This window comes from Psychrobacillus sp. FSL K6-2365, from assembly GCF_038003165.1.
Taxonomy (GTDB): Bacteria; Bacillota; Bacilli; order Bacillales_A; family Planococcaceae; genus Psychrobacillus; species Psychrobacillus psychrodurans.
In genome coordinates this window covers 3,159,416-3,178,815 of the sequence record NZ_JBBOOO010000001.1, presented here as the reverse complement: position 1 = coordinate 3,178,815, position 19,400 = coordinate 3,159,416, and the positions used below count along the sequence as shown (strand labels likewise).

Below are 19,400 nucleotides of genomic sequence, written 5' to 3'. Positions count from 1 at the left end.
TGTAAAGCACCCTATATGCTTAGGGTGTTTTTTTGTTTTCTTTATTTCTTCTATCGTACGATACTGCATAAGACTCATGTCTAAAATGGAGAATTGGATCATCGGGTAATTCAATGCCTTTTCCAACGATAGTAGGGTCGAACAATAGGTTTTCTGTAGGAAATATTTTTTTATTAATTGTTAATTGACCGATTAAAATCTTTTGTCTGTCTGTTGGCCAAGTATCGGTAGGATCATCTGTTGCGTCTGTATCCTCTGCTAATCGAATAAATAACTCGAACGATACAGTTCCTTTATCGAGTCGTTTCTCTAAATCCTCACTTAAATAATTTGTGGACAAATTAATGCTGCTAAGGAAGGAAGATGATTTTTTCTCCTTTAAGGGACGCCACTCGTATTTTATGGCTTGCCGCTTACCTTCAGCATTCACAAGATAGAAAGCATGTATAGGATAATAATGCAGAGCAGCGTAACTAATAGGGGGTTGCTTTAGCTGTTCTTTTAGTGCGAGTAATGTTTTTTTATGTTCTGGGAAGGTAGTGAGAAGTTGTACAATTCCTAGACCTAGATCAATTGAATGAACCCCCGTTTTATGAGAGCCTAAAATTTTCAGCATTTCAATAAAAGTTTTTGGATCTTTTGTTATGAACATCGGAATGGTGGTACATACTTGATGACTAGTAGAACCATCTGGTTGATGAAAATGAATAGACATTCCTTTTGCCGGAGATAGGAAATCTGCTGCAGTAGGATCTGGTGGGCTATTAGAAAAACGGACTGTAGCGGGCACTGGTTCTGATTGAAGATGGGGTGCTGTTGTATAAGGAATTGCTTTCCCGTTTGGAGTAAAAACTGCTTCATAAAATTCGCCTTTTGCATGTGCACGACGATTGCCAGGGAATTTCCCTTGAAGCTGTTCCAACGTATTAATAGCATCTTGTGGTAGTGTATTGCTCATCAAAATCACCTCATTTTTTAGAATGCAAAGAAAGATATCATTTAATAATCATTACCACTGAATAAATTAACTAAACAATGAAGTACTGAAAAGTAGTCATTTGCAGCAAAAAGAATGCTCATCTTTGGAAAATCCAAACCTTTTTTATCTCCAATAATGTATTTACTTGCGATAGATGTTGGCTTACTTGCTCTTAAGTAAGAGTTACTTGCACTCTTTATCGGATACTTGCGTTCTGCTGAAGTTTACTTGCTTTAAGGAGGAGTTTACTTGCTAAACGGAAATTTCATCCAATTAGCATTCTCTCTTAACGATGATCACTCGGATACATGCTCTTCTTTTTATTAAGGAATAAAACAATGGATCCAATATTTAAAAGTAGTAATACATCAATTGAACATCATTACGGTAATTGAAACTTAAATTTCCTTATTCCGTAAATAATATTAGGTTTTGTATTTTCGAATTAAAGGTACAATAATACTATATTTACTGAAGAGGTGAGAGAGATGAAAAAGTTACTAGTGCCAATTATTATTGTCATTGTAATTATTGCTATTATTGCGGGCGTATTTATGGCAAGCTATAACGGATTTGTTGACAAAGAAGAAAATGTTAATAATGCGTATGCACAAGTGGAAAATCAGCTACAACGAAGAATGGATCTAATCCCAAACTTAGTTAATACTGTTAAAGGTTTTGCAGCACATGAAGAGGAAGTTCTTGGGAATATCGCAGATGCACGAACTAAGTTGGCAGGGGCTGGAACACCAGAAGAACAAGCTGAGGCGAATGATGAATTATCAGGAGCTTTGAGCAGATTATTAGTAGTTGTGGAGAATTATCCAGATCTTAAGGCGGACGCCAACTTTAAGCAATTGATGGATGAGCTTGCTGGTACAGAAAATAGACTATCTGTAGCTAGACAAGATTATAATACAGTTGTTTCGGATTACAATAAAAAAGTAAAGCGTATGCCAGGGAGTATAGTAGCTTCTATGTTTGGCTTTGATGAGAAAGAATACTTCCAATCAGCCGAGGGAGCGGAGGAAGCACCAGTAGTCGATTTTGAAGGAGATGGAGAGTGATGAAGAAAAGTGCTCGTGTCCTATCATTTGCACTTCTCCTCACTTCATTATTCCCATTATTAGCACTTGCTGAATCTAATTATCCAGCTGCTATACCTGGGGAACTATATGTCCAGGATTTCTATGATGTTCTCTCAGAAGAGCAGGAGCAGGAGATTGAAGCGCTTGGACAAAACTTAGAAAATGCTACTGGTTCTCAAATTGTTGTAATGACAGTCGAGTCTTTAGATGGACAGGATGTTGCGACCTATGCAGTAGATGTAATGCGTGGATATGGTATTGGTGATGAGGAAAAAGATAATGGGGTCCTATTAATCCTGGAAATGGATCCAAATAAAAGCGGTAATCGTGATGTTTATATTGGCGTTGGCTACGGTTTAGAGGGTGCCTTACCTGATGGAAAAGTTGGAAGGATATTAGATGAGTACACTTACCCTTTTCTAGAGCAAGGAAATGCACCGGGAGCTATCCTATCTACATATCAACTTTTATATAACCAGGTAGCTACTGAGTATGGTTGGGACGGCGAGTTGGCGAGTCCGGAGGAACCTTCCCCACTTGCAGGTTCTTCTGGTGGTGGATTCTCATTTCCTATGATTATCGTCGGCATAGTTGTTATTTATTTGATTATGCAGATGATGTCTGGAGGCGGTGGTGGTACCGGTTCAGGTAGAAGACGGGTATTCGGTCCAGGAGGCTTCGGTGGAGGTTTTGGCGGAGGCGGAAGAAGTTCTGGTGGTGGCTTTGGAGGTTTCGGCGGTGGTAGCTCTGGAGGTGGAGGAGCGGGTCGTAAGTGGTGAATGAAAAAAGCAATATCATTTTTGTAATTTCAGATTTAAAAACTAGCGTTAAAATTAGTTGATTCATGTTAAAAGTCTTTAAACAATAGGGCACTTCTTTCGTTTAGAATTTGGTAGTAGGATACTTAAATTTAAACAGAAGGTGTCCTTTTTTGATACTTGAAATTATGCAGGGATTTTCTTGATATAGAAGGGATAATAGTTGTCTGGAGTGAAGGCGGCTACTCCTAGGGGGCAAGCGCGTGGGAGAGACTACAAGCTCGACTCGTGCCCCCAGGAAAGCGTCCACCGTAACTGAAAACAATGGCTAAGAAGTATAAATAAAAATAAAGCAATTCAAATTTTGTGGGTTTTGTACCAACCTCTTTTCTTATTTTGGATCTCCGATTTATGTGATTACTTAAACTATTGTGATAAAGTAATATAATAGTAAAAAGTAATGTGTGGGGGATGTAGGATGAAACTAGTAGAGATCAACAAGGATAATTGGCTAAAAACGGTTCTTTTGACGACTAATGAAGATGGGAAGGCTACTGTAGTAGAAAAATTTGTAGCTTCCAATGCGCTGTCTATTGTGCAATCGATTTATGAAACTGGTTGGAATGTTAGAGGTATTCAGTTAGATGGTAAGATTATTGGCTTCACCATGTATGGATTAGATGAAGATACTAAGAATTACTGGATATGTCGATTAATGATTGATTACACCCAGCAGGGGAAAGGCTATGGTGGAAAAGTTATTCAATTGATCTTAGACGAAATGAAACAACTACATGATTGTAGATCAATTTATCTATCAACAGAGCCAGACAATGAAGTAGCCATAAAACTATACGAAAGCTTTGGATTCCAAAAAACCGGCAAGATGAATGAAGGAGAGGCCGAGTTTGTATTGAATTTATGAGTAGGATACATATCGATAAGAAAAACAAAAAACCAACAAATAAATGTTGGTTTTTTATTTGAAACCGAAATCCGATGCCGATTAACAGCACTACTCAGCCATTGGAGTAGGCGTCGATTAATCGCGTATTACTTCCCATTATCTCCAACAAATGCATTAAAGTTCTCTATTTTCACTCGAAGTTCTAAGCCCCCACCATCTTTAATTCCATTATAGCTCCCTATTTTTCCAGGCTCTGATGTAGATAATATAAATTCTTCTCTTAATGTATGAAAAATTTTCTCTCCTTGGCTATTTGTTAGGGAGACCTCTATCGTGGGGCGATAGATATTGGGATGTTCTTTCTCCTGTGCCATTTTGATGTTTTCTAGGTGCATTTCTATATCATTATCTATCAGATAATGATTATATTTGAACACCATAACTGAATTAACTGCTTTTGTGAGCATATCTTCAGTGAAGTACTCTCCAAAAGTGGTTGGATAATAATTCATTAAATCTTTATATTCCTTTGATTCTAGAAGTTGATCGTACTCTTCTTGGCTATCTGTTTTAGTTGTACTTTGAAGATTCCACCAATCGTCCATTAAGCGAGAAATCTCCATATTTGGACCATTGTATTCTCTTTCTAGCACTGCTGTAATAACTTCTTCATTGGATAGAGGCTGAGCTGTTTGTTCTGTCTCGGAGGGATTAGTATAAGTTATGAATAGAAAGGAGGCAATGGCTACAATTGCCAATGAAATAAAAGCTGGAATAATATTGCGTTTTTTCTTTGTTTCAATTCTACCCTTTAAGGCTATCCATGTATTATGCTTTGCTTCCTTTGAGCGCTCTACATCTTTCATTTCCTTAAAAAGCTTATCGAATTCTTTTAATGGTTCCATCTTCACGTCCTCCTTCCTGATGAAATTCCTTCTTAAGTGCCTCAAGTGCTCGTGTCATTTTCATCTTTACTTTTGCCTCTGTCCAGCCCAAAATATAGGATGTTTCTTGAATCGAACATTCTTGTATCTTGCGTAGCAGCAGCACTTTCTCCATGCCGGACAAGAAAGTAAATATAGCTATAAACTCTATCGCTATGCTCTTTGTATAGCTGTTCCATTTTCATCTTCTGACCTCCCCTTATTGCTATAGGCGAACGGATGACTGAAAAGTATCGCTATTACTGTATGTTAAAAACTAATTTGTATTAGAGTAATCATAACAAACGAATTTCTTTGTCAAAAAGACTATAATAAGATGTATAAAATGTTTTTTGGGGAGGGATAGTAAAATGATTGTCCATTTTTACACAAGACCAGGCTGTCATTTATGTGATGATGCAAGACTAATGTTGAAGCTTGTAAGGGAAGATGTTGTATTTGATATAAATGAAGTAAATATTGAAGAAGATGATGCACTGCATGAAAAATATATGCTGATGATTCCTGTCATCGTATTGGAAGACAAAGTTATACAATATGGACAAGTAGATTACGCGACTATTCTGGAAGCATTACTTTGACGGTAGTTAACAAGCTCAATCGCAAGATCTATTTTTCAAATCGCAATAAAGGAACTTATAATCGCAATATCCAAGGTGGAAACCGCAATATACGATAGGAGTATCGCAACAAAAGCCATTCATATAGATATACTAAAAGAATTTTTGGGAAAATTGAGCATTTTTAAGTTTCAAAATCTTGCTATTGGGAATATAATACTGTATTCTTAATTTAGAAATTAATTTTTTTTAAGTACATGGGACAAAAAATGTAGTGGTGGGACAAAAACGTCACAGGTAGTTGGGATGTGAAAAATGGATTCGTTATTACAGGCTCAGTTAAAGTTAATGCCTGAGATGAGTATCTTGTTACAGAAAAGATATCGAATACTTCAAATGATTCAATTATCTGCTGGGTCCGGCCGTCGAGTAATCGGTGAACTTTTAGGATTGTCGGAAAGAGAAACTAGAAAAGAATTAGACTTTTTGCGCAATCAAGGATTCATTGAAATATCGAGAGATGGAGCTAGTATAACTTCTTCTGGAAATGATTTATTGATAGAGCTTAAAGAAGTTGTACGAGAATGGTCTGGTAGATTGCAGCTCGAACAATCACTTGCAAGTTATTTAAATATAAAAGAAGTGATAATTGTTCCGGGAAATGTAGATACTAATACGAATACTGCGTTGCTCCAGTCAAAAGAAGCAGCAAAATATTTGGAAAGTATATTATCAGATGAGTCCATCATTGCTGTTACTGGTGGAACAACGATTGCTTCCATATCGAATTATGTTCATCAAACTGACAAGTGGAAGCAACTATTATTTATAGCTGCAAGAGGCGGGGTTGGTAAGGATGTTCGGCTTCAAGCTAACACAATAGCCTCGCTATTTGCGAACAAAATGAATGGTTCTTATCGAACATTATATATGCCAGATAGCTTAAGTGAAGAAGCTTATTCTACGATGAAAAATGAACCATTTATAAAAGAAATGATGGATTTATACGAACGAACTAATATCATCATTCATGGTATTGGGGACGCACTTGAGATGGCTCACCGAAGAAATTCTAGTGTAGAAGAAATGCAACGCTTGAAAGAAATTGGTGCAGTTAGTGAAGCTTTTGGGTATTACTTTAATAACCAAGGGGAAGCTGTACACAGAATTCGCACGATTGGTGTACAACTCAAGCAATTAGAAAATATGGAGCATCTTCTGGCAGTAGCTGGAGGCACAAAAAAAGCAAATGCTCTACTTTCATATTTTAAACAAGCACCAGCCCAAACGGTTTTAGTAACCGATGAAGGTGCCGCACAAGAAATGATGCAAATAATTGAACAAAACAACTAGGAGGAATTTAAAATGACAGTAAAATTAGCGATTAATGGTTTTGGACGTATTGGACGTAAAGTATTCAGAGAAGCTTTAGAGCAAACAGAGATTGAAGTAGTAGCGATCAATGACTTAACGGATGCTGCAATGCTTGCTCATTTACTGAAATATGATTCAGTTCACGGAATCTTCAATGCAGAAGTTTCTTCAGAAGGAGATTACCTTGTAGTAAATGGCAAAAACATTCGCGTATTCGCTGAAAAAGATCCTGCAGCATTACCGTGGAAAGAACAACAAGTAGATATCGTTATTGAGTGTACAGGAATTTTCAGTACAACTGATAAAGCTAGCAAGCATATTGAAGCTGGTGCTAAAAAAGTAATTTTATCACAACCTGCTAAAGACGATATGCCGACATTCGTAATGGGTGTAAATGCTGATCAATACAACCCAGCAACTGATCATGTAATTTCAAACGCTTCTTGTACGACTAACTGTTTATCACCAATTGCAAAAGTTTTACAAGATCAATTTGGTATCAAACGTGGAATGATGACAACAATCCATTCATACACAAATGACCAACGTATTTTAGACTTACCGCATAGCGATTACCGTCGTGCTCGTGCAGCAGCAGAATCTATGATTCCTACAACAACAGGAGCAGCTGCAGCAGTAGCTAAAGTACTTCCTGAGTTGAAAGGAAAATTAGATGGTATGGCAGTTCGTGTACCAACTCCAAACGTATCAATCGTAGACTTTGTTGCTGAATTAGATAAAAACGTTACAGTAGAAGAATTGAATGCAGCTTTAAAACAAGCTTCTGACAATGAGTTAAAAGGAATCTTGGATTATAATGAACTTCCATTAGTTTCTAGAGACTATAACGGAAATACAGCTTCATCTACAGTTGATGGACTTTCTACTATGGTACTTGAAGATAATTTAGTAAAAGTATTAGCATGGTATGACAATGAATCAGGATATTCTGCACGTTGTATCGACCTAGCACTACTTATGGCTAATAAAGGACTATAAGATTTTCGTATTTGACTAGGAAAGACACATAAGATGAATGTGGTTTTACGTGGCGAATCGATAGAATTACCTCTATAATAAAAGAGGGTAAAGGAGCCAGGGATTACCCCTAGCTCCTTTTTTTAACAGAATATCTGTCTGGCTACAGCGCCTAGCCCACAAGATGTGGGGCAGTAAGTGTTGCGACACGATGTCACGAACATAAATTGACGTCTAAAACCTAGGCGCTTGCGCTTTTCAGAAATATAAGGAGGCTTATCTCATGAAGGTAAAACAAACAATGAGCGATGTAGCTTTACAAGGAAAACGTGTATTTTGTCGTGTAGACTTCAATGTACCAATGGAAGATGGAGCAATCACAGATGATACGAGAATTCGTGCAGCATTACCAACGATTAATAATTTAATCGAACAGGGTGCTAAAGTAATTCTTGCTAGTCATATGGGACGTCCTAAAGGTGAAGTAAAGGAAGATTTACGTTTGACTAAAGTTGGAGAGCATTTAGCAAAACTTTTGGATAAGCCAGTAAAAAAACTAGATGAATCTATTGGAGGAACTGTAGAGAATGCAGTTTCAGCTATGAATGATGGAGACATCGTATTATTAGAAAATGTTCGTTTTCATGCAGGTGAAGAGAAGAATGATGCGGAGCTAGCAAAGTCCTTTGCAAAGCTTGCTGATGTTTATGTTAATGATGCATTTGGTGCAGCACATCGAGCACATGCTACGACAGAAGGTATCGCAAAATTACTTCCTGCGGTTTCAGGGCTATTGATGCAAAAAGAGTTAGATGTATTAGGCAAAGCTTTAGCAGATCCTGAGCGTCCATTTACTGCCATTATTGGTGGTGCAAAAGTAAAAGATAAAATCGGTGTAATTGATCATCTATTGGACAAGGTTGATAATATTTTAATAGGTGGCGGCCTTTCTTATACATTTACAAAGGCACAAGGGCATGAGATTGGTACATCTCTTTTAGAAGAAGATAAATTGGACCTTGCAAGAGGCTTCCTTGAAAAAGCAAAAGAAAAAGGCGTTTCTTTCTATTTGCCGGTAGATGTAGTAGTTGCAGATGAATTTTCAAAGGATGCTAACACAAAAGTAGTAGATATCGATCAAATTCCTTCTGATTGGATGGGATTAGATATTGGTCCAAAAACGAGAGAGCTATACGCGGACGTTATTAAAAATAGTAAGCTTATTATTTGGAATGGGCCTATGGGAGTATTCGAAATAGAAGCATTTGCTGAAGGCACAAAAGCTGTAGCAAATGCAATGGCTGAAACAGCAGGTTATACGATTATCGGAGGCGGCGATTCTGCGGCAGCTGTAGAAAAGTTCGAAGTCGGCGAGAAAATGGATCATATTTCGACTGGTGGAGGAGCTTCCTTAGAGTTTATGGAAGGTAAGGATTTACCAGGAGTTACTGCTTTAAACGATAAGTAATGGAGGAGATGTCATATGCGTAAACCAGTAATAGCAGGGAATTGGAAGATGTATAAAACACTTGGTGAGGCAAAGGAATTCGCGCTTCAGTTAAAAGAACTACAAGTGGATAGCACAAAAGTTGATGCAGTAATCTGTGCTCCAGCGCTATTTTTAGATCAGCTTGTTCAAGCGACAAAAGGTTCATTCATTTCTATCGGTGCTCAAACGATGCACGAGGAAAAAGAGGGAGCCTTCACTGGCGAAGTTAGTGGTCATCAGCTGAAAGATTTAGGAGTAGACTATGTAGTGATTGGTCACTCTGAACGTCGCCAGTATTTCAATGAAACAGATGAATCGGTCAATAAAAAAGTAAAATCTGCATTTGAAAATAGCTTAACACCAATCATTTGTGTAGGTGAAACATTAGAGCAACGTGAACAAAATGAAACAGAAACTATTGTTTCCAACCAAGTAATGGCAGCAATTGAAGGATTAACAGAAGAGCAACTGATCCAGTCCATTATTGCTTATGAACCTATTTGGGCGATTGGAACTGGGAAAACGGCTACTGCAGACGATGCAAATGACGTATGCCAAGCAATTCGTGAAACTATTTTAGATGGTTTTGGAGAAGAAGTGGCAAGTAAAGTTCGCATCCAATATGGTGGTAGTGTGAAACCTGAAAATATTGAAGAACTTCTTTCAAAGGAGCATATTGACGGTGCGTTAGTAGGAGGAGCAAGCCTGCAAGCAGATTCTTTTGTAAAACTATTGGAGGCTGGTGCAAATGCCTAAAAGTCCAGTAGCATTAATCATTCTTGATGGCTTCGGATTGCGTCATGAAACCTTTGGAAATGCGGTTGCTCAAGCAAACAAACCCAATTTCGATCGATATTGGAAAAGCTTTCCGAATGCAACACTTACAGCTTCTGGTGAAGCAGTTGGCTTACCAGAAGGTCAAATGGGTAACTCAGAGGTTGGTCATTTAAATATTGGTGCAGGTAGAGTAGTATACCAAAACCTAACACGAATTCATAAATCAATTCGTGAAGGAGAATTTTTCTTAGAACCTAAGCTTTTAGCAGCAATTGAGCATGTGAAGCAAACTGGTGGGAAATTACACTTGATGGGCTTACTTTCAGATGGTGGCGTTCATAGTCACTATACGCATTTATTTGCTTTATTGAAGCTTGCAAAAGAACAAGGACTAGAGGACGTATTTGTCCATGGCTTTTTGGATGGCCGCGATGTAGGACCTCGAACTGCGGTTGGTTATGTAGCAGAAACAGAGAAACAAATGAAGGATATCGGTATCGGAAGGTTTGCTTCCATTAGTGGTAGATACTATGCAATGGATCGGGATCGACGTTGGGAAAGAGTTTTAATAGCATATAAAGCAATTGTAGACGGGTTAGGTAGAACAGCAGAATCAGCAACAGCTGGTATATTAGCTTCTTATGAAGAGGATATTGTGGATGAATTTGTTGTTCCTTTCGTTATTGAAGAAGATGCGAAGCCTGCTGTAACGATTGATACAAATGATGCCGTTATTTTCTTTAATTTCCGTCCTGACCGCGCTATTCAATTATCGATGGCATTGAACACGCCTTCATTTGATAGTCTGCCTTTAAGTGATAAGCATCCAACGAATTTAAAATTTGTTACATTTACACATTATAGTGATGATGTTGTGGCAGATGTGGTATTCGAGAAAGCGGATCTCTACAACACAGTAGGAGAAGTTCTTTCAAAGCATGACAAAACACAATTACGTATTGCTGAAACAGAGAAGTATCCACATGTAACATTCTTTATGAGTGGTGGTAGAGAAGCAACCTTCCCAGGAGAAGAGCGTATACTGATCAACTCTCCAAAGGTCGCAACATATGATTTACAGCCTGAAATGAGCGCATATGAAGTAACAGATGCGCTGTTAGATGCAATTGCCAATGATCGCTTTGATGCAATTATCTTAAATTTTGCTAACCCCGATATGGTAGGACATAGTGGAATGCTAGAACCGACGATTAAAGCTATTGAAGCAGTAGACGATTGTTTAGGTAAAGTTGTCGATGCCATTTTAGCTAAGGGCGGACATGCAATTATTACAGCAGATCATGGTAATTCTGATGAAGTAACAACGATGGAAGGGCAACCAATGACAGCCCATACGACAAATCCTGTTCCTGTAGTTGTTACAGTTAAAAATGAAACACTAAGAAGTGACGGAATTTTAGCCGATTTGGCTCCAACCATGTTACACTTATTAGGGATAGAAACACCGCCTGAAATGACAGGTAAAACACTAATCGAAACGGAGAGTTAAAAATGCCAATTATTACACAAATTCAAGCACGTGAAGTATTAGATTCACGCGGTAACCCAACAGTAGAAGTGGAAGTATTTACAGAAAGCGGTGGATTTGGACGCGCAATCGTTCCGTCTGGTGCATCTACTGGTGAATATGAAGCAGTAGAACTTCGTGATGGTGACAAGTCAAGATATCTAGGCAAAGGTGTTTTAAAAGCAGTTGAAAATGTGAATAACATTATTGCAGCTGAATTAGAAGAGAATTACTCCGTATTGGATCAGGTAGAAATTGACCATGCAATGATCGAACTAGACGGAACTGAAAATAAAGGGAATTTAGGTGCAAACGCTATTCTTGGTGTATCTATCGCTGTTGCACATGCAGCTGCAGATTACTTAGATATTCCACTTTATCAATACTTAGGTGGATTCAACTCGAAACAATTACCAGTTCCAATGATGAATATCGTAAACGGTGGAGAACATGCGGATAACAACGTAGATATCCAAGAATTTATGGTAATGCCAGTAGGCGCAGAATCTTTCCGTCATGCACTACGCATGGGCGCTGAAATTTTCCATAGCTTAAAATCGGTATTAAAAGAAGCAGGATTAAACACAGCAGTTGGAGATGAGGGCGGATTTGCACCGAACTTAAAATCTAACGAAGAAGCTCTTTCTACTATTGTGACTGCGATTGAAAAAGCAGGATATAAACCAGGAGAAGAAGTACTTCTTGCAATGGACGTTGCGGCTTCTGAGTTATTCAACAAAGAAGATGGCAAATACCACTTATCTGGTGAAGGTGTTGTAAAAACTTCAGAAGAAATGGTTGCATGGTATGAAGAGCTTTGCGAAAAATACCCAATCATTTCAATCGAAGACGGTTTAGACGAAAACGACTGGGATGGTCATAAACTATTAACAGAGCGTTTAGGTAACAAAGTACAATTGGTTGGAGATGATTTATTCGTAACAAATACGAAAAAATTAGCTCAAGGAATTGAACAAGGTGTAGCTAACTCAATTCTTGTAAAAGTTAACCAAATTGGTACACTTACAGAAACATTTGATGCAATTGAAATGGCAAAACGTGCTGGTTATACAGCAGTTATCTCTCACCGTTCTGGTGAATCAGAAGATGTAACAATTGCAGATATCGCAGTTGCTACAAACGCTGGCCAAATCAAAACTGGTGCACCATCTCGTTCAGACCGTGTAGCAAAATACAACCAATTACTACGTATTGAAGATCAGTTATACGAAACTGCTCAGTACCTAGGCAAAGAAACATTCTATAACCTAAAAAAATAATAAAACGAAGCAGTTAGCGAAAGTTGCTAGCTGCTTTTTTTAATGCTAAAGAAAGTATAAAATTTCCTGAATTCAATGCTACTGCTGATTTCCGTTTCAGGTGGAAGCTTTCCACGGGCGTTGCCTCAGCCTCCTCGCTGCGCTGCGGGGTCTTCGCCTAACGCTTTTCCCGTTGGAGTCCCCACCTTTCACTTCAATCTATGTAGTGAGTATTTCTTAACGATAAGATTTAGCACAGGCTATCGTTAAGGTGAATGGATTATATTAAGTCTATGTAGGAAAATACAAACTTGTAATCGTTATTGTCTTCTATACTTGTTGAAGGAGTGAAAGAATAAAAATAGTGGAAAGATTTCCCGTTTCGCAAGTAAAGTATACTTGAGAGCAAGTATTTAAACTGTGAGCGCAAGTAAGTTATGGATGAAGGCAAGTAAACTTCTTGTGAACGCAAGTAACAGCCATACTGGAGCAAGTAAATAAACTACTAGGAACAATATAGAGGAGTCAGATTTTTTTAACTAAATATTTTGGCGATAGGTTGTCAATGTTCCTGTTTTTTGGTAAAATTATTTATGTTGTGAACGTTCTTATCAGGAGGTGGAATAAATGCACGCATTATTAATGACTTTACTTGTCATCGTTGCGATCGCATTAATCGTTGTTGTATTGTTACAATCAGGGAAAAGTGCTGGTCTCTCAGGAGCCATCTCTGGTGGGGCTGAACAACTTTTTGGAAAACAAAAAGCTCGAGGTATGGACTTAGTCTTACATAGAGTAACGATTGTACTTGCAGTTCTATTTTTTATATTGACTATTGCCGTAACTAAATTTTAATCCTAATCTTTTGATAGGATAATTTTTCTGGCGAGTGTATTATAGACCAAAGCCTTTTTGAATATAAAACAGATGCGAACCGCCTGACCGACTTCTGATTGGTTAGGCGTTTTCTTTTAAGTAAAATTATTTAAACATATCAATTTAATTTTAAAACAAGCATTCCGTTGATTTCTGCTTTAGGCGGACGCTTTCCGCGGGCACGGCTTCAATCTCCTCGTCACTACGAAAACCTATGCTCCAGCGGCGCTTTCAGCTCGCGCTATTCCCGCTGGAGTCGCCGCCTTACGCTTCAACCAACGAGAGCCGCTTAATAACGGAAGATTACATAAATATTTGTGTTTTATTTTTAAAATAAGTATTAATTACATTACATATGAAATATAAGACATTATTCGGGCATATTAAACTAATTAATGAAATAATTAGTATGGTGAATAATGCGAAAAGCTTATTATTGATGGAGGTTTTACATATGCGAATTTCAACTCCTAAGCCATTTTTCTTTGAAGCTGGAAAACGTGCCGTATTGCTGTTACACGGTTTTACTGGAAATTCCTCAGATGTTCGTATGCTTGGACGTTTTTTAGAAAAAAATGGATACACATCATTGGCTCCACACTACAAAGGACATGGCGTGCCACCGGAAGAGCTGTTGGAAACAGGACCACAAGACTGGTGGAAGGATGTTATGCGAGGATATGACCGACTAAAAGCAGCAGGCTATGAGGAAATTGCTGTTGCTGGATTATCACTTGGAGGAGTATTTTCACTGAAGTTAGGGTATACAGTACCTGTAAAAGGTATTGTCACCATGTGCTCCCCGATGACGATGAAGACGACGGATATTATGTTTGAAGGTGTACTAAAATACGCAAAAGAATATAAGAAATATGAAGGAAAATCCGAACAGCAAATAGAAGAAGAAGTAGAGGCTATTAGAAAAACACCGATGGAAACATTGGCTGAGCTAAGAGAATTTGTTTACAACGTCCGTGATCATGTAGATCATGTGTACGCACCGCTTTTAGTAACACAAGGGAATAAAGATAAGGTCATCGATATTACTTCTGCCAATTATATCTTTGAACAGGCAGAGTCCTTTGAGAAAAAACTAAATTGGTATGAGAACTCCGGGCATGTAATCACACTTGGCCCAGAAAAAGAACAATTACACGAAGATATATTAAACTTTTTAGAGTCGCTCGATTGGAATGTGTAAAACAGTTCAAATGTGCACACGCTGAAAAAGGAGGGATGTTAGATGGAAAACATGAAAGAACAATTACTCGAATTACTAAACACAGAAGAATATAAACCTTTAACAACAAAAGAGTTAGAACAGCATTTTAATCTGGTAGATGCAGATGATTTTAAAGAACTAGTGAAAACGCTTGTTCAAATGGAGGAGCACGGTTTAGTCGTCCGCTCTAGATCCAACAGATATGGGATTCCTTCCCGTATGAATCTAATAGTCGGGAAATTCATAGGACATGCAAAAGGATTCGGTTTCGTTACCCCTGAAGAGAGTGGAATGGATGATATATTCATACCGCCAACGGAAGTTAACGGTGCAGTCAACGGAGACAAAGTACTTGTACGAGTTTCTAAGGATTCATCGGGAGACCGCAGAGAAGGTTCTATTATTAAAATTACCCAACGTGGCATGACGCAAGTTGTTGGAACATTCCAAGACAATAAAGGCTTTGGATTTGTTATACCAGACGATAAGAAGGTCCCTATGGATGTATTTATCGCTAAAGGAGATACATTAGGCGCAATTGAAGGGCATAAGGTAGTCGTAGAAATTACCGAGTGGCCGAATGAAAGAAAATCCGCTACTGGGATGGTAACGCAAATCCTTGGTCACAAAAATGATCCAGGAGTCGATATACTTTCTATTATTTATAAGCATGGAATTACAATCGATTTCCCAGAAGAAGTGATTAACCAAGCAGAAGCTGTTCCAGATCAAATCGATGAGAAAGACTTAAACGATCGTAGAGATCTTCGAAATGAAGTAATCGTAACAATCGACGGAGCAGATGCTAAAGACTTGGATGACGCAGTAACTGTTACAAAAAATTCTGATGGTACATATAAACTTGGCGTCCACATTGCTGACGTAAGTCATTATGTAACGGAAGGATCTCCATTGGACCGTGAAGCATATGACCGTGGAACAAGTGTATATTTAGCGGACCGAGTTATTCCAATGATTCCTCATCGTCTGTCCAACGGAATTTGTTCATTAAATCCGCAAGTAGATCGTTTAACATTATCCTGTGAAATGATTATTGATGGTTCAGGTATGGTTACCTCTCATGAAATTTTCCAAAGTGTTATCCGAACGACAGAAAGAATGACCTATTCGGATGTATATAAGATTGTAGAGGAAAAGGACGCAGCGTTAATAGAACGTTATAAAGACTTAGTGCCAATGTTCGAATTAATGGCTGAGCTTGCAGAAGTTCTTCGTACGAAACGTGAGAGACGTGGAGCAATAGACTTCGATTTCCCAGAAGCAAAAATTATTGTCGATGAAGATGGCTGGCCAACAGATATTGCAACAAGAGAACGTACAGTTGCAGAACGTCTGATTGAAGAGTTTATGCTTGCTGCCAATGAAACAGTCGCTGAGCATTTTAAATGGATGGATGTACCTTTCATCTACCGTATTCATGAAGATCCAAAGCCTGAAAAACTAGAACGATTCTTTAATTTCTTAACGAACTTTGGAATAGTTGTTAAAGGTACCGGAAATGAAGTTCATCCAAAAGCGTTACAGGAAATTATCGAAAACATTGAAGGAATGCCAGAAGAACCGGTTATTTCTACAATGCTTTTACGTTCATTACAGCAAGCGAAATACTATGCTGAATGTCTAGGACATTTTGGTTTATCAACCGAATTTTATACACACTTCACGTCACCAATTCGTCGTTATCCGGATTTAATCGTCCATCGTTTAATACGTACTTACTTGGTAAATGAAGACGTGTCACAGCCTACCATTAATCATTGGGGAGCTATAATGGACGATATTGCAGAGCATACGTCTAAACGTGAACGTCGCGCAGTAGATGCAGAGCGTGATACTGATGCACTTAAAAAAGCGCAGTATATGGCTGACAAGATCGGTGAAGAGTTTGAAGGTATTGTTAGTTCCGTAACGAACTTTGGTCTGTTTATCGAGCTTCCTAATACAATTGAAGGTCTCGTACATGTTACGAATATGACCGATGATTATTATCGTTTTGACGATCGTCAAATGATGATGATTGGGGAACGTGCTGGTAAGCAGTTCCGTATTGGTGATGAGGTAACGGTTCGAGTATCTGCCGTAAAACCAGAAGAAGCCTCGATTGATTTTGAAATCGTAGGCATGAAAAAAGCGTTCCAACGTACTAGAAAAGAAACACCAAAAGTTATACACGCATCCAAAAAGGGCAGCGGTGGTTCTGGAAAAAGAGAACAATCTCAACCAGGCCCGAAAAAAGGACCAAAACAGAAACAAAAGTTTTACGAATCCGTTGCGAAAAAATCACAACGTCGTAAACGTCCAAAGAAAAAATAAAAGAGCGATGACCAAGTCGCTCTTTCTCAGTTTTTGAGGGGTGAATGAAATGGCTAAAAAGCATGACGACAAGGTACTTGCACAGAACAAAAAAGCAAACCATGATTATTATATTGAAGAAACAATCGAAGCAGGGATAGTTCTTCAAGGTACAGAGATTAAATCTATTCGTAATGGGAAGGTGCAATTAAAGGATGCTTTCATACGTATTCGTAATAACGAAGCATGGATCTCCAATATGCATATCAGTCCGTACGAGCAAGGAAATCGATTTAACCACGACCCGTTAAGAGCAAGAAAACTATTGTTACACAAAAAACAAATTAGTACGTTAATCGGCGAAACAAAAAGAGATGGCTATACCATCGTGCCGTTGAAAATGTACTTGAAAAGTGGCTATGCAAAAGTGTTAATCGGTGTGGGTAAAGGGAAGAAAGATTACGATAAACGGGATGTCTTGAAGAAAAAAGAGGCTAAACGTGATATTGAAAGAGCGTTTAAAGAACGTAATCAGTAAGTCTGTAACCATAACTGGTAGAATGTCTCACTTGAATTTTGACCATATTTGATGTATAGTAAGCTATGTAACTAAGCTTACATTTCATAAACGGGGACGTTATGGATTCGACAGGGATAGTCTGAGCTTGAGTTGCGCGTCGGAGGCTCGGCTCCGTAAAAACGGAACTTATAACAACAGGCAAAACAAACAACAACTTAGCATTCGCAGCGTAAGCTCGGATCTGCTTTATCTATCCATCGCCCATGTGGCTAGGTAGAGCTCAACTTTAGTGGGATACGGTAGCCAGTGCAACTTGAGCTGTCTGCAAGAGATTTCCAAGTTAGCGTACAGGACGCCCGCTTATCGGCATAATGCTACGCGAAACTTTAAATAGGTAAGATACACGCGTAGAAGCTTAAGTGTTAGAGTTTCTGGACGCGGGTTCAAATCCCGCCGTCTCCATATATTGAAATCATATGATTTCATACAGTGTCAAAACCCTTGGTATTCAAGGGTTTTTTCTTTTTGTCTATGTCATCTAGTTTCAATCAGTATCAATCGAACGTAGTCAAAAACGTAGTCACTAATTACATTTCAATATAGCTAGAGAACTTTAAAATTGCTTCATCTTTTGCTTTCTGTGTCACGTGTGTGTATACATCCATTGTTGTTTTTACATCACTATGACCTAAACGATCTTGTACTTCCTTCAAACTAGCACCCGCTTCGAATAATAATGAACAATGGGTATGACGTAAACCATGTGTTGTGATTTTACTTAGTTTGTATTTTTTTTGTATTTGGTCTATCCACTTAATAGTTTTTTGAGGCTTCACAAAATCATTTTTTTCATTACTAAATACAAGTTGTTTTGGTTGCATTGTATTAATTCCTAGAATGAAATAATCTTGCTTCTGCTTTTTCTTCCATTCTTTTAAGATTGCCATTGTCTTATCATCCATTTTAATTGTACGGGAATCACCTGTTTTTGTAGACTTTATATATAGTCTATTAAATTTACCTTCAGAAATGACCTTGTTGATACGCAGTTCGTTTGAAGTGAAGTTTAAGTCATTCCATGTAAGAGCCAGCGCTTCACCTTTACGCATTCCACTGAAAGCTAGTAAGCGGAATAGAACATAAGCTTTATGATTATTTTCCCGTTCTAAGCATGATAGGAACTCTTTAAGCTGCTCACGTGAGTAGAAGTTCTCTACTTTATCTTCATCTGCTCCTATAACCTTTTTAGAGTATTTAGTGGGCAAATCTATAAGGGCAAATGGATTTGTTTGTATATAACCACGCTTAATTGCAAAATCCAGCACCTTAGCAGCATAAGCTTTTACCATTCGGTACTTCTTTAACTTAGAGGCCCATTCATCCACATGCTTTTGACATACATCAACATGTATCTTTTCAATTTTATAAGTACCCATCTTAGGTAAAATATGATTTTTAAAGAGGCCTGTAGTTTTTACATATGTGCTTTCTTCCACAGTCTTCTCATATTGCTTCACCCATAGGTCGTAAACTTCTTGGTATGTTTCAGCACGTTGTTGTTGGTACGTACCATTTGCAACATCTAGCTTAATACGAGCTAATGCTAATTCCGCTTCCTTACGTGTTTTAAAGCCACGCTTCAATGTTCGCTTCTGTTTACCGGTTAGTGGATCAACACCTAAATAAGCTGGAAACTCGTATCGGGTCTCACCACTTTTCAGTTTATAGCTTTTGATTGGTGATACTTTTTTCTTTGCCATGATAATTCCTCCTGAATCAGTTGCGGGGGCAAATGATTAAAGAGAGGATTTACCTCTAGTGATATTAT

18 protein-coding genes and 1 other RNA gene are annotated in these 19,400 nt (G+C 38.1%); 15 read left to right on the top strand and 4 right to left on the bottom strand.

Annotated elements, in window-relative coordinates; translation table 11 throughout:
- Positions 1 to 19 precede the first annotated feature (19 nt).
- On the bottom strand, positions 20 to 958 hold the full coding sequence (locus MKY29_RS15925; RefSeq protein WP_340880267.1) for a catalase: 939 nt from the start codon (positions 956 to 958) through the stop codon (positions 20 to 22).
- 509 nt (positions 959 to 1,467) lie between these two features.
- On the opposite strand from MKY29_RS15925, the gene MKY29_RS15920 reads away from it, so the two are divergent.
- From MKY29_RS15920 to MKY29_RS15910, 3 genes are all read left to right on the top strand, one after another.
- Complete coding sequence (locus tag MKY29_RS15920) at positions 1,468 to 2,046, top strand: LemA family protein (protein WP_340880265.1); 579 nt, start codon at positions 1,468 to 1,470, stop codon at positions 2,044 to 2,046.
- Entirely contained in the window at positions 2,046 to 2,846 is an 801-nt protein-coding gene (locus MKY29_RS15915; protein WP_340880264.1) for a TPM domain-containing protein, read from the top strand. Before MKY29_RS15920 ends, MKY29_RS15915 begins: the two co-directional genes overlap by 1 nt.
- Positions 2,847 to 3,303: 457 nt before the next feature.
- Positions 3,304 to 3,750 (top strand): GNAT family N-acetyltransferase, encoded by a 447-nt coding sequence (locus MKY29_RS15910; RefSeq protein ID WP_340880262.1) that lies wholly within the window; start codon positions 3,304 to 3,306, stop codon positions 3,748 to 3,750.
- Positions 3,751 to 3,878: 128 nt separating this feature from the next.
- Here the strand turns inward: MKY29_RS15910 and MKY29_RS15905 are convergent, their stop codons facing one another.
- Together MKY29_RS15905 and MKY29_RS15900 are read right to left on the bottom strand one after the other, a co-directional pair.
- Complete coding sequence (locus tag MKY29_RS15905) at positions 3,879 to 4,637, bottom strand: hypothetical protein (RefSeq protein WP_340880261.1); 759 nt, start codon at positions 4,635 to 4,637, stop codon at positions 3,879 to 3,881.
- Complete coding sequence (locus MKY29_RS15900; protein WP_340880260.1) at positions 4,612 to 4,791, bottom strand: sigma factor-like helix-turn-helix DNA-binding protein; 180 nt, start codon at positions 4,789 to 4,791, stop codon at positions 4,612 to 4,614. The genes MKY29_RS15905 and MKY29_RS15900 overlap by 26 nt, the downstream gene beginning before the upstream one ends.
- Before the next feature lie 235 nt (positions 4,792 to 5,026).
- Here MKY29_RS15900 and MKY29_RS15895 point away from each other — a divergent pair, with 235 nt between their 5' ends.
- The 12 genes from MKY29_RS15895 (at position 5,027) to ssrA (ending at position 18,037) form a co-directional block, all read left to right on the top strand.
- Positions 5,027 to 5,257 carry a glutaredoxin family protein gene (locus MKY29_RS15895; RefSeq protein WP_241599053.1) on the top strand — a complete coding sequence of 77 codons (231 nt, stop codon included), beginning with the start codon at positions 5,027 to 5,029 and terminating at the stop codon, positions 5,255 to 5,257.
- Positions 5,258 to 5,551: 294 nt separating this feature from the next.
- The gene (locus MKY29_RS15890; RefSeq protein WP_090566792.1) at positions 5,552 to 6,589 is read left to right on the top strand and encodes a sugar-binding transcriptional regulator; all 1,038 of its coding nucleotides are present in this window, start codon (positions 5,552 to 5,554) and stop codon (positions 6,587 to 6,589) included.
- Between the two features lie 12 nt (positions 6,590 to 6,601).
- Positions 6,602 to 7,609, top strand: a complete 1,008-nt coding sequence (gene gap / locus MKY29_RS15885; protein WP_090566796.1) for a type I glyceraldehyde-3-phosphate dehydrogenase — start codon at positions 6,602 to 6,604, stop codon at positions 7,607 to 7,609.
- A gap of 280 nt (positions 7,610 to 7,889) precedes the next feature.
- Positions 7,890 to 9,056, top strand: coding sequence for a phosphoglycerate kinase (locus MKY29_RS15880; RefSeq protein ID WP_445677895.1), 1,167 nt, complete (start codon positions 7,890 to 7,892; stop codon positions 9,054 to 9,056).
- A 15-nt stretch (positions 9,057 to 9,071) separates the two neighbouring features.
- The gene (tpiA, locus tag MKY29_RS15875) at positions 9,072 to 9,833 is read left to right on the top strand and encodes a triose-phosphate isomerase (protein ID WP_090566802.1); all 762 of its coding nucleotides are present in this window, start codon (positions 9,072 to 9,074) and stop codon (positions 9,831 to 9,833) included.
- A complete protein-coding gene (gene gpmI, locus MKY29_RS15870) occupies positions 9,826 to 11,364 on the top strand; it encodes a 2,3-bisphosphoglycerate-independent phosphoglycerate mutase (protein WP_241599058.1) in 1,539 nt (512 codons plus the stop codon). Before tpiA ends, gpmI begins: the two co-directional genes overlap by 8 nt.
- Before the next feature lie 2 nt (positions 11,365 to 11,366).
- Positions 11,367 to 12,662, top strand: coding sequence for a phosphopyruvate hydratase (gene eno / locus MKY29_RS15865; protein WP_090566807.1), 1,296 nt, complete (start codon positions 11,367 to 11,369; stop codon positions 12,660 to 12,662).
- Positions 12,663 to 13,268: 606 nt separating this feature from the next.
- The gene (secG, locus tag MKY29_RS15860; protein WP_090566811.1) at positions 13,269 to 13,496 is read left to right on the top strand and encodes a preprotein translocase subunit SecG; all 228 of its coding nucleotides are present in this window, start codon (positions 13,269 to 13,271) and stop codon (positions 13,494 to 13,496) included.
- A 475-nt stretch (positions 13,497 to 13,971) separates the two neighbouring features.
- Entirely contained in the window at positions 13,972 to 14,718 is a 747-nt protein-coding gene (locus tag MKY29_RS15855) for an alpha/beta hydrolase (RefSeq protein ID WP_269921779.1), read from the top strand.
- Between the two features lie 42 nt (positions 14,719 to 14,760).
- A complete protein-coding gene (gene rnr, locus MKY29_RS15850; RefSeq protein WP_340880258.1) occupies positions 14,761 to 17,073 on the top strand; it encodes a ribonuclease R in 2,313 nt (770 codons plus the stop codon).
- 49 nt (positions 17,074 to 17,122) lie between these two features.
- Positions 17,123 to 17,590 (top strand): SsrA-binding protein SmpB, encoded by a 468-nt coding sequence (gene smpB / locus MKY29_RS15845; protein WP_090566820.1) that lies wholly within the window; start codon positions 17,123 to 17,125, stop codon positions 17,588 to 17,590.
- A gap of 92 nt (positions 17,591 to 17,682) precedes the next feature.
- Positions 17,683 to 18,037: a transfer-messenger RNA gene (ssrA, locus tag MKY29_RS15840) on the top strand.
- A 122-nt stretch (positions 18,038 to 18,159) separates the two neighbouring features.
- On the opposite strand, the gene MKY29_RS15835 is transcribed toward ssrA, so the two are convergent.
- Positions 18,160 to 19,332, bottom strand: coding sequence for a site-specific integrase (locus tag MKY29_RS15835; protein WP_340880257.1), 1,173 nt, complete (start codon positions 19,330 to 19,332; stop codon positions 18,160 to 18,162).
- Positions 19,333 to 19,400 lie beyond the last annotated feature (68 nt).

Coding starts and splice junctions, on each gene's coding strand:
- MKY29_RS15925 (WP_340880267.1), bottom strand. CDS start 958: ATGAGCAATACACTACCACAAGATGCTATTAATACGTTGGAACAGCTT.
- MKY29_RS15900 (WP_340880260.1), bottom strand. CDS start 4,791: ATGGAGAAAGTGCTGCTGCTACGCAAGATACAAGAATGTTCGATTCAA.
- MKY29_RS15910 (WP_340880262.1), top strand. CDS start 3,304: ATGAAACTAGTAGAGATCAACAAGGATAATTGGCTAAAAACGGTTCTT.
- rnr (WP_340880258.1), top strand. CDS start 14,761: ATGGAAAACATGAAAGAACAATTACTCGAATTACTAAACACAGAAGAA.
- gpmI (WP_241599058.1), top strand. CDS start 9,826: ATGCCTAAAAGTCCAGTAGCATTAATCATTCTTGATGGCTTCGGATTG.
- MKY29_RS15905 (WP_340880261.1), bottom strand. CDS start 4,637: ATGGAACCATTAAAAGAATTCGATAAGCTTTTTAAGGAAATGAAAGAT.
- MKY29_RS15895 (WP_241599053.1), top strand. CDS start 5,027: ATGATTGTCCATTTTTACACAAGACCAGGCTGTCATTTATGTGATGAT.
- MKY29_RS15890 (WP_090566792.1), top strand. CDS start 5,552: ATGGATTCGTTATTACAGGCTCAGTTAAAGTTAATGCCTGAGATGAGT.
- MKY29_RS15835 (WP_340880257.1), bottom strand. CDS start 19,332: ATGGCAAAGAAAAAAGTATCACCAATCAAAAGCTATAAACTGAAAAGT.
- eno (WP_090566807.1), top strand. CDS start 11,367: ATGCCAATTATTACACAAATTCAAGCACGTGAAGTATTAGATTCACGC.
- MKY29_RS15915 (WP_340880264.1), top strand. CDS start 2,046: ATGAAGAAAAGTGCTCGTGTCCTATCATTTGCACTTCTCCTCACTTCA.
- tpiA (WP_090566802.1), top strand. CDS start 9,072: ATGCGTAAACCAGTAATAGCAGGGAATTGGAAGATGTATAAAACACTT.
- MKY29_RS15880 (WP_445677895.1), top strand. CDS start 7,890: ATGAGCGATGTAGCTTTACAAGGAAAACGTGTATTTTGTCGTGTAGAC.
- gap (WP_090566796.1), top strand. CDS start 6,602: ATGACAGTAAAATTAGCGATTAATGGTTTTGGACGTATTGGACGTAAA.
- MKY29_RS15855 (WP_269921779.1), top strand. CDS start 13,972: ATGCGAATTTCAACTCCTAAGCCATTTTTCTTTGAAGCTGGAAAACGT.
- secG (WP_090566811.1), top strand. CDS start 13,269: ATGCACGCATTATTAATGACTTTACTTGTCATCGTTGCGATCGCATTA.
- MKY29_RS15920 (WP_340880265.1), top strand. CDS start 1,468: ATGAAAAAGTTACTAGTGCCAATTATTATTGTCATTGTAATTATTGCT.
- smpB (WP_090566820.1), top strand. CDS start 17,123: ATGGCTAAAAAGCATGACGACAAGGTACTTGCACAGAACAAAAAAGCA.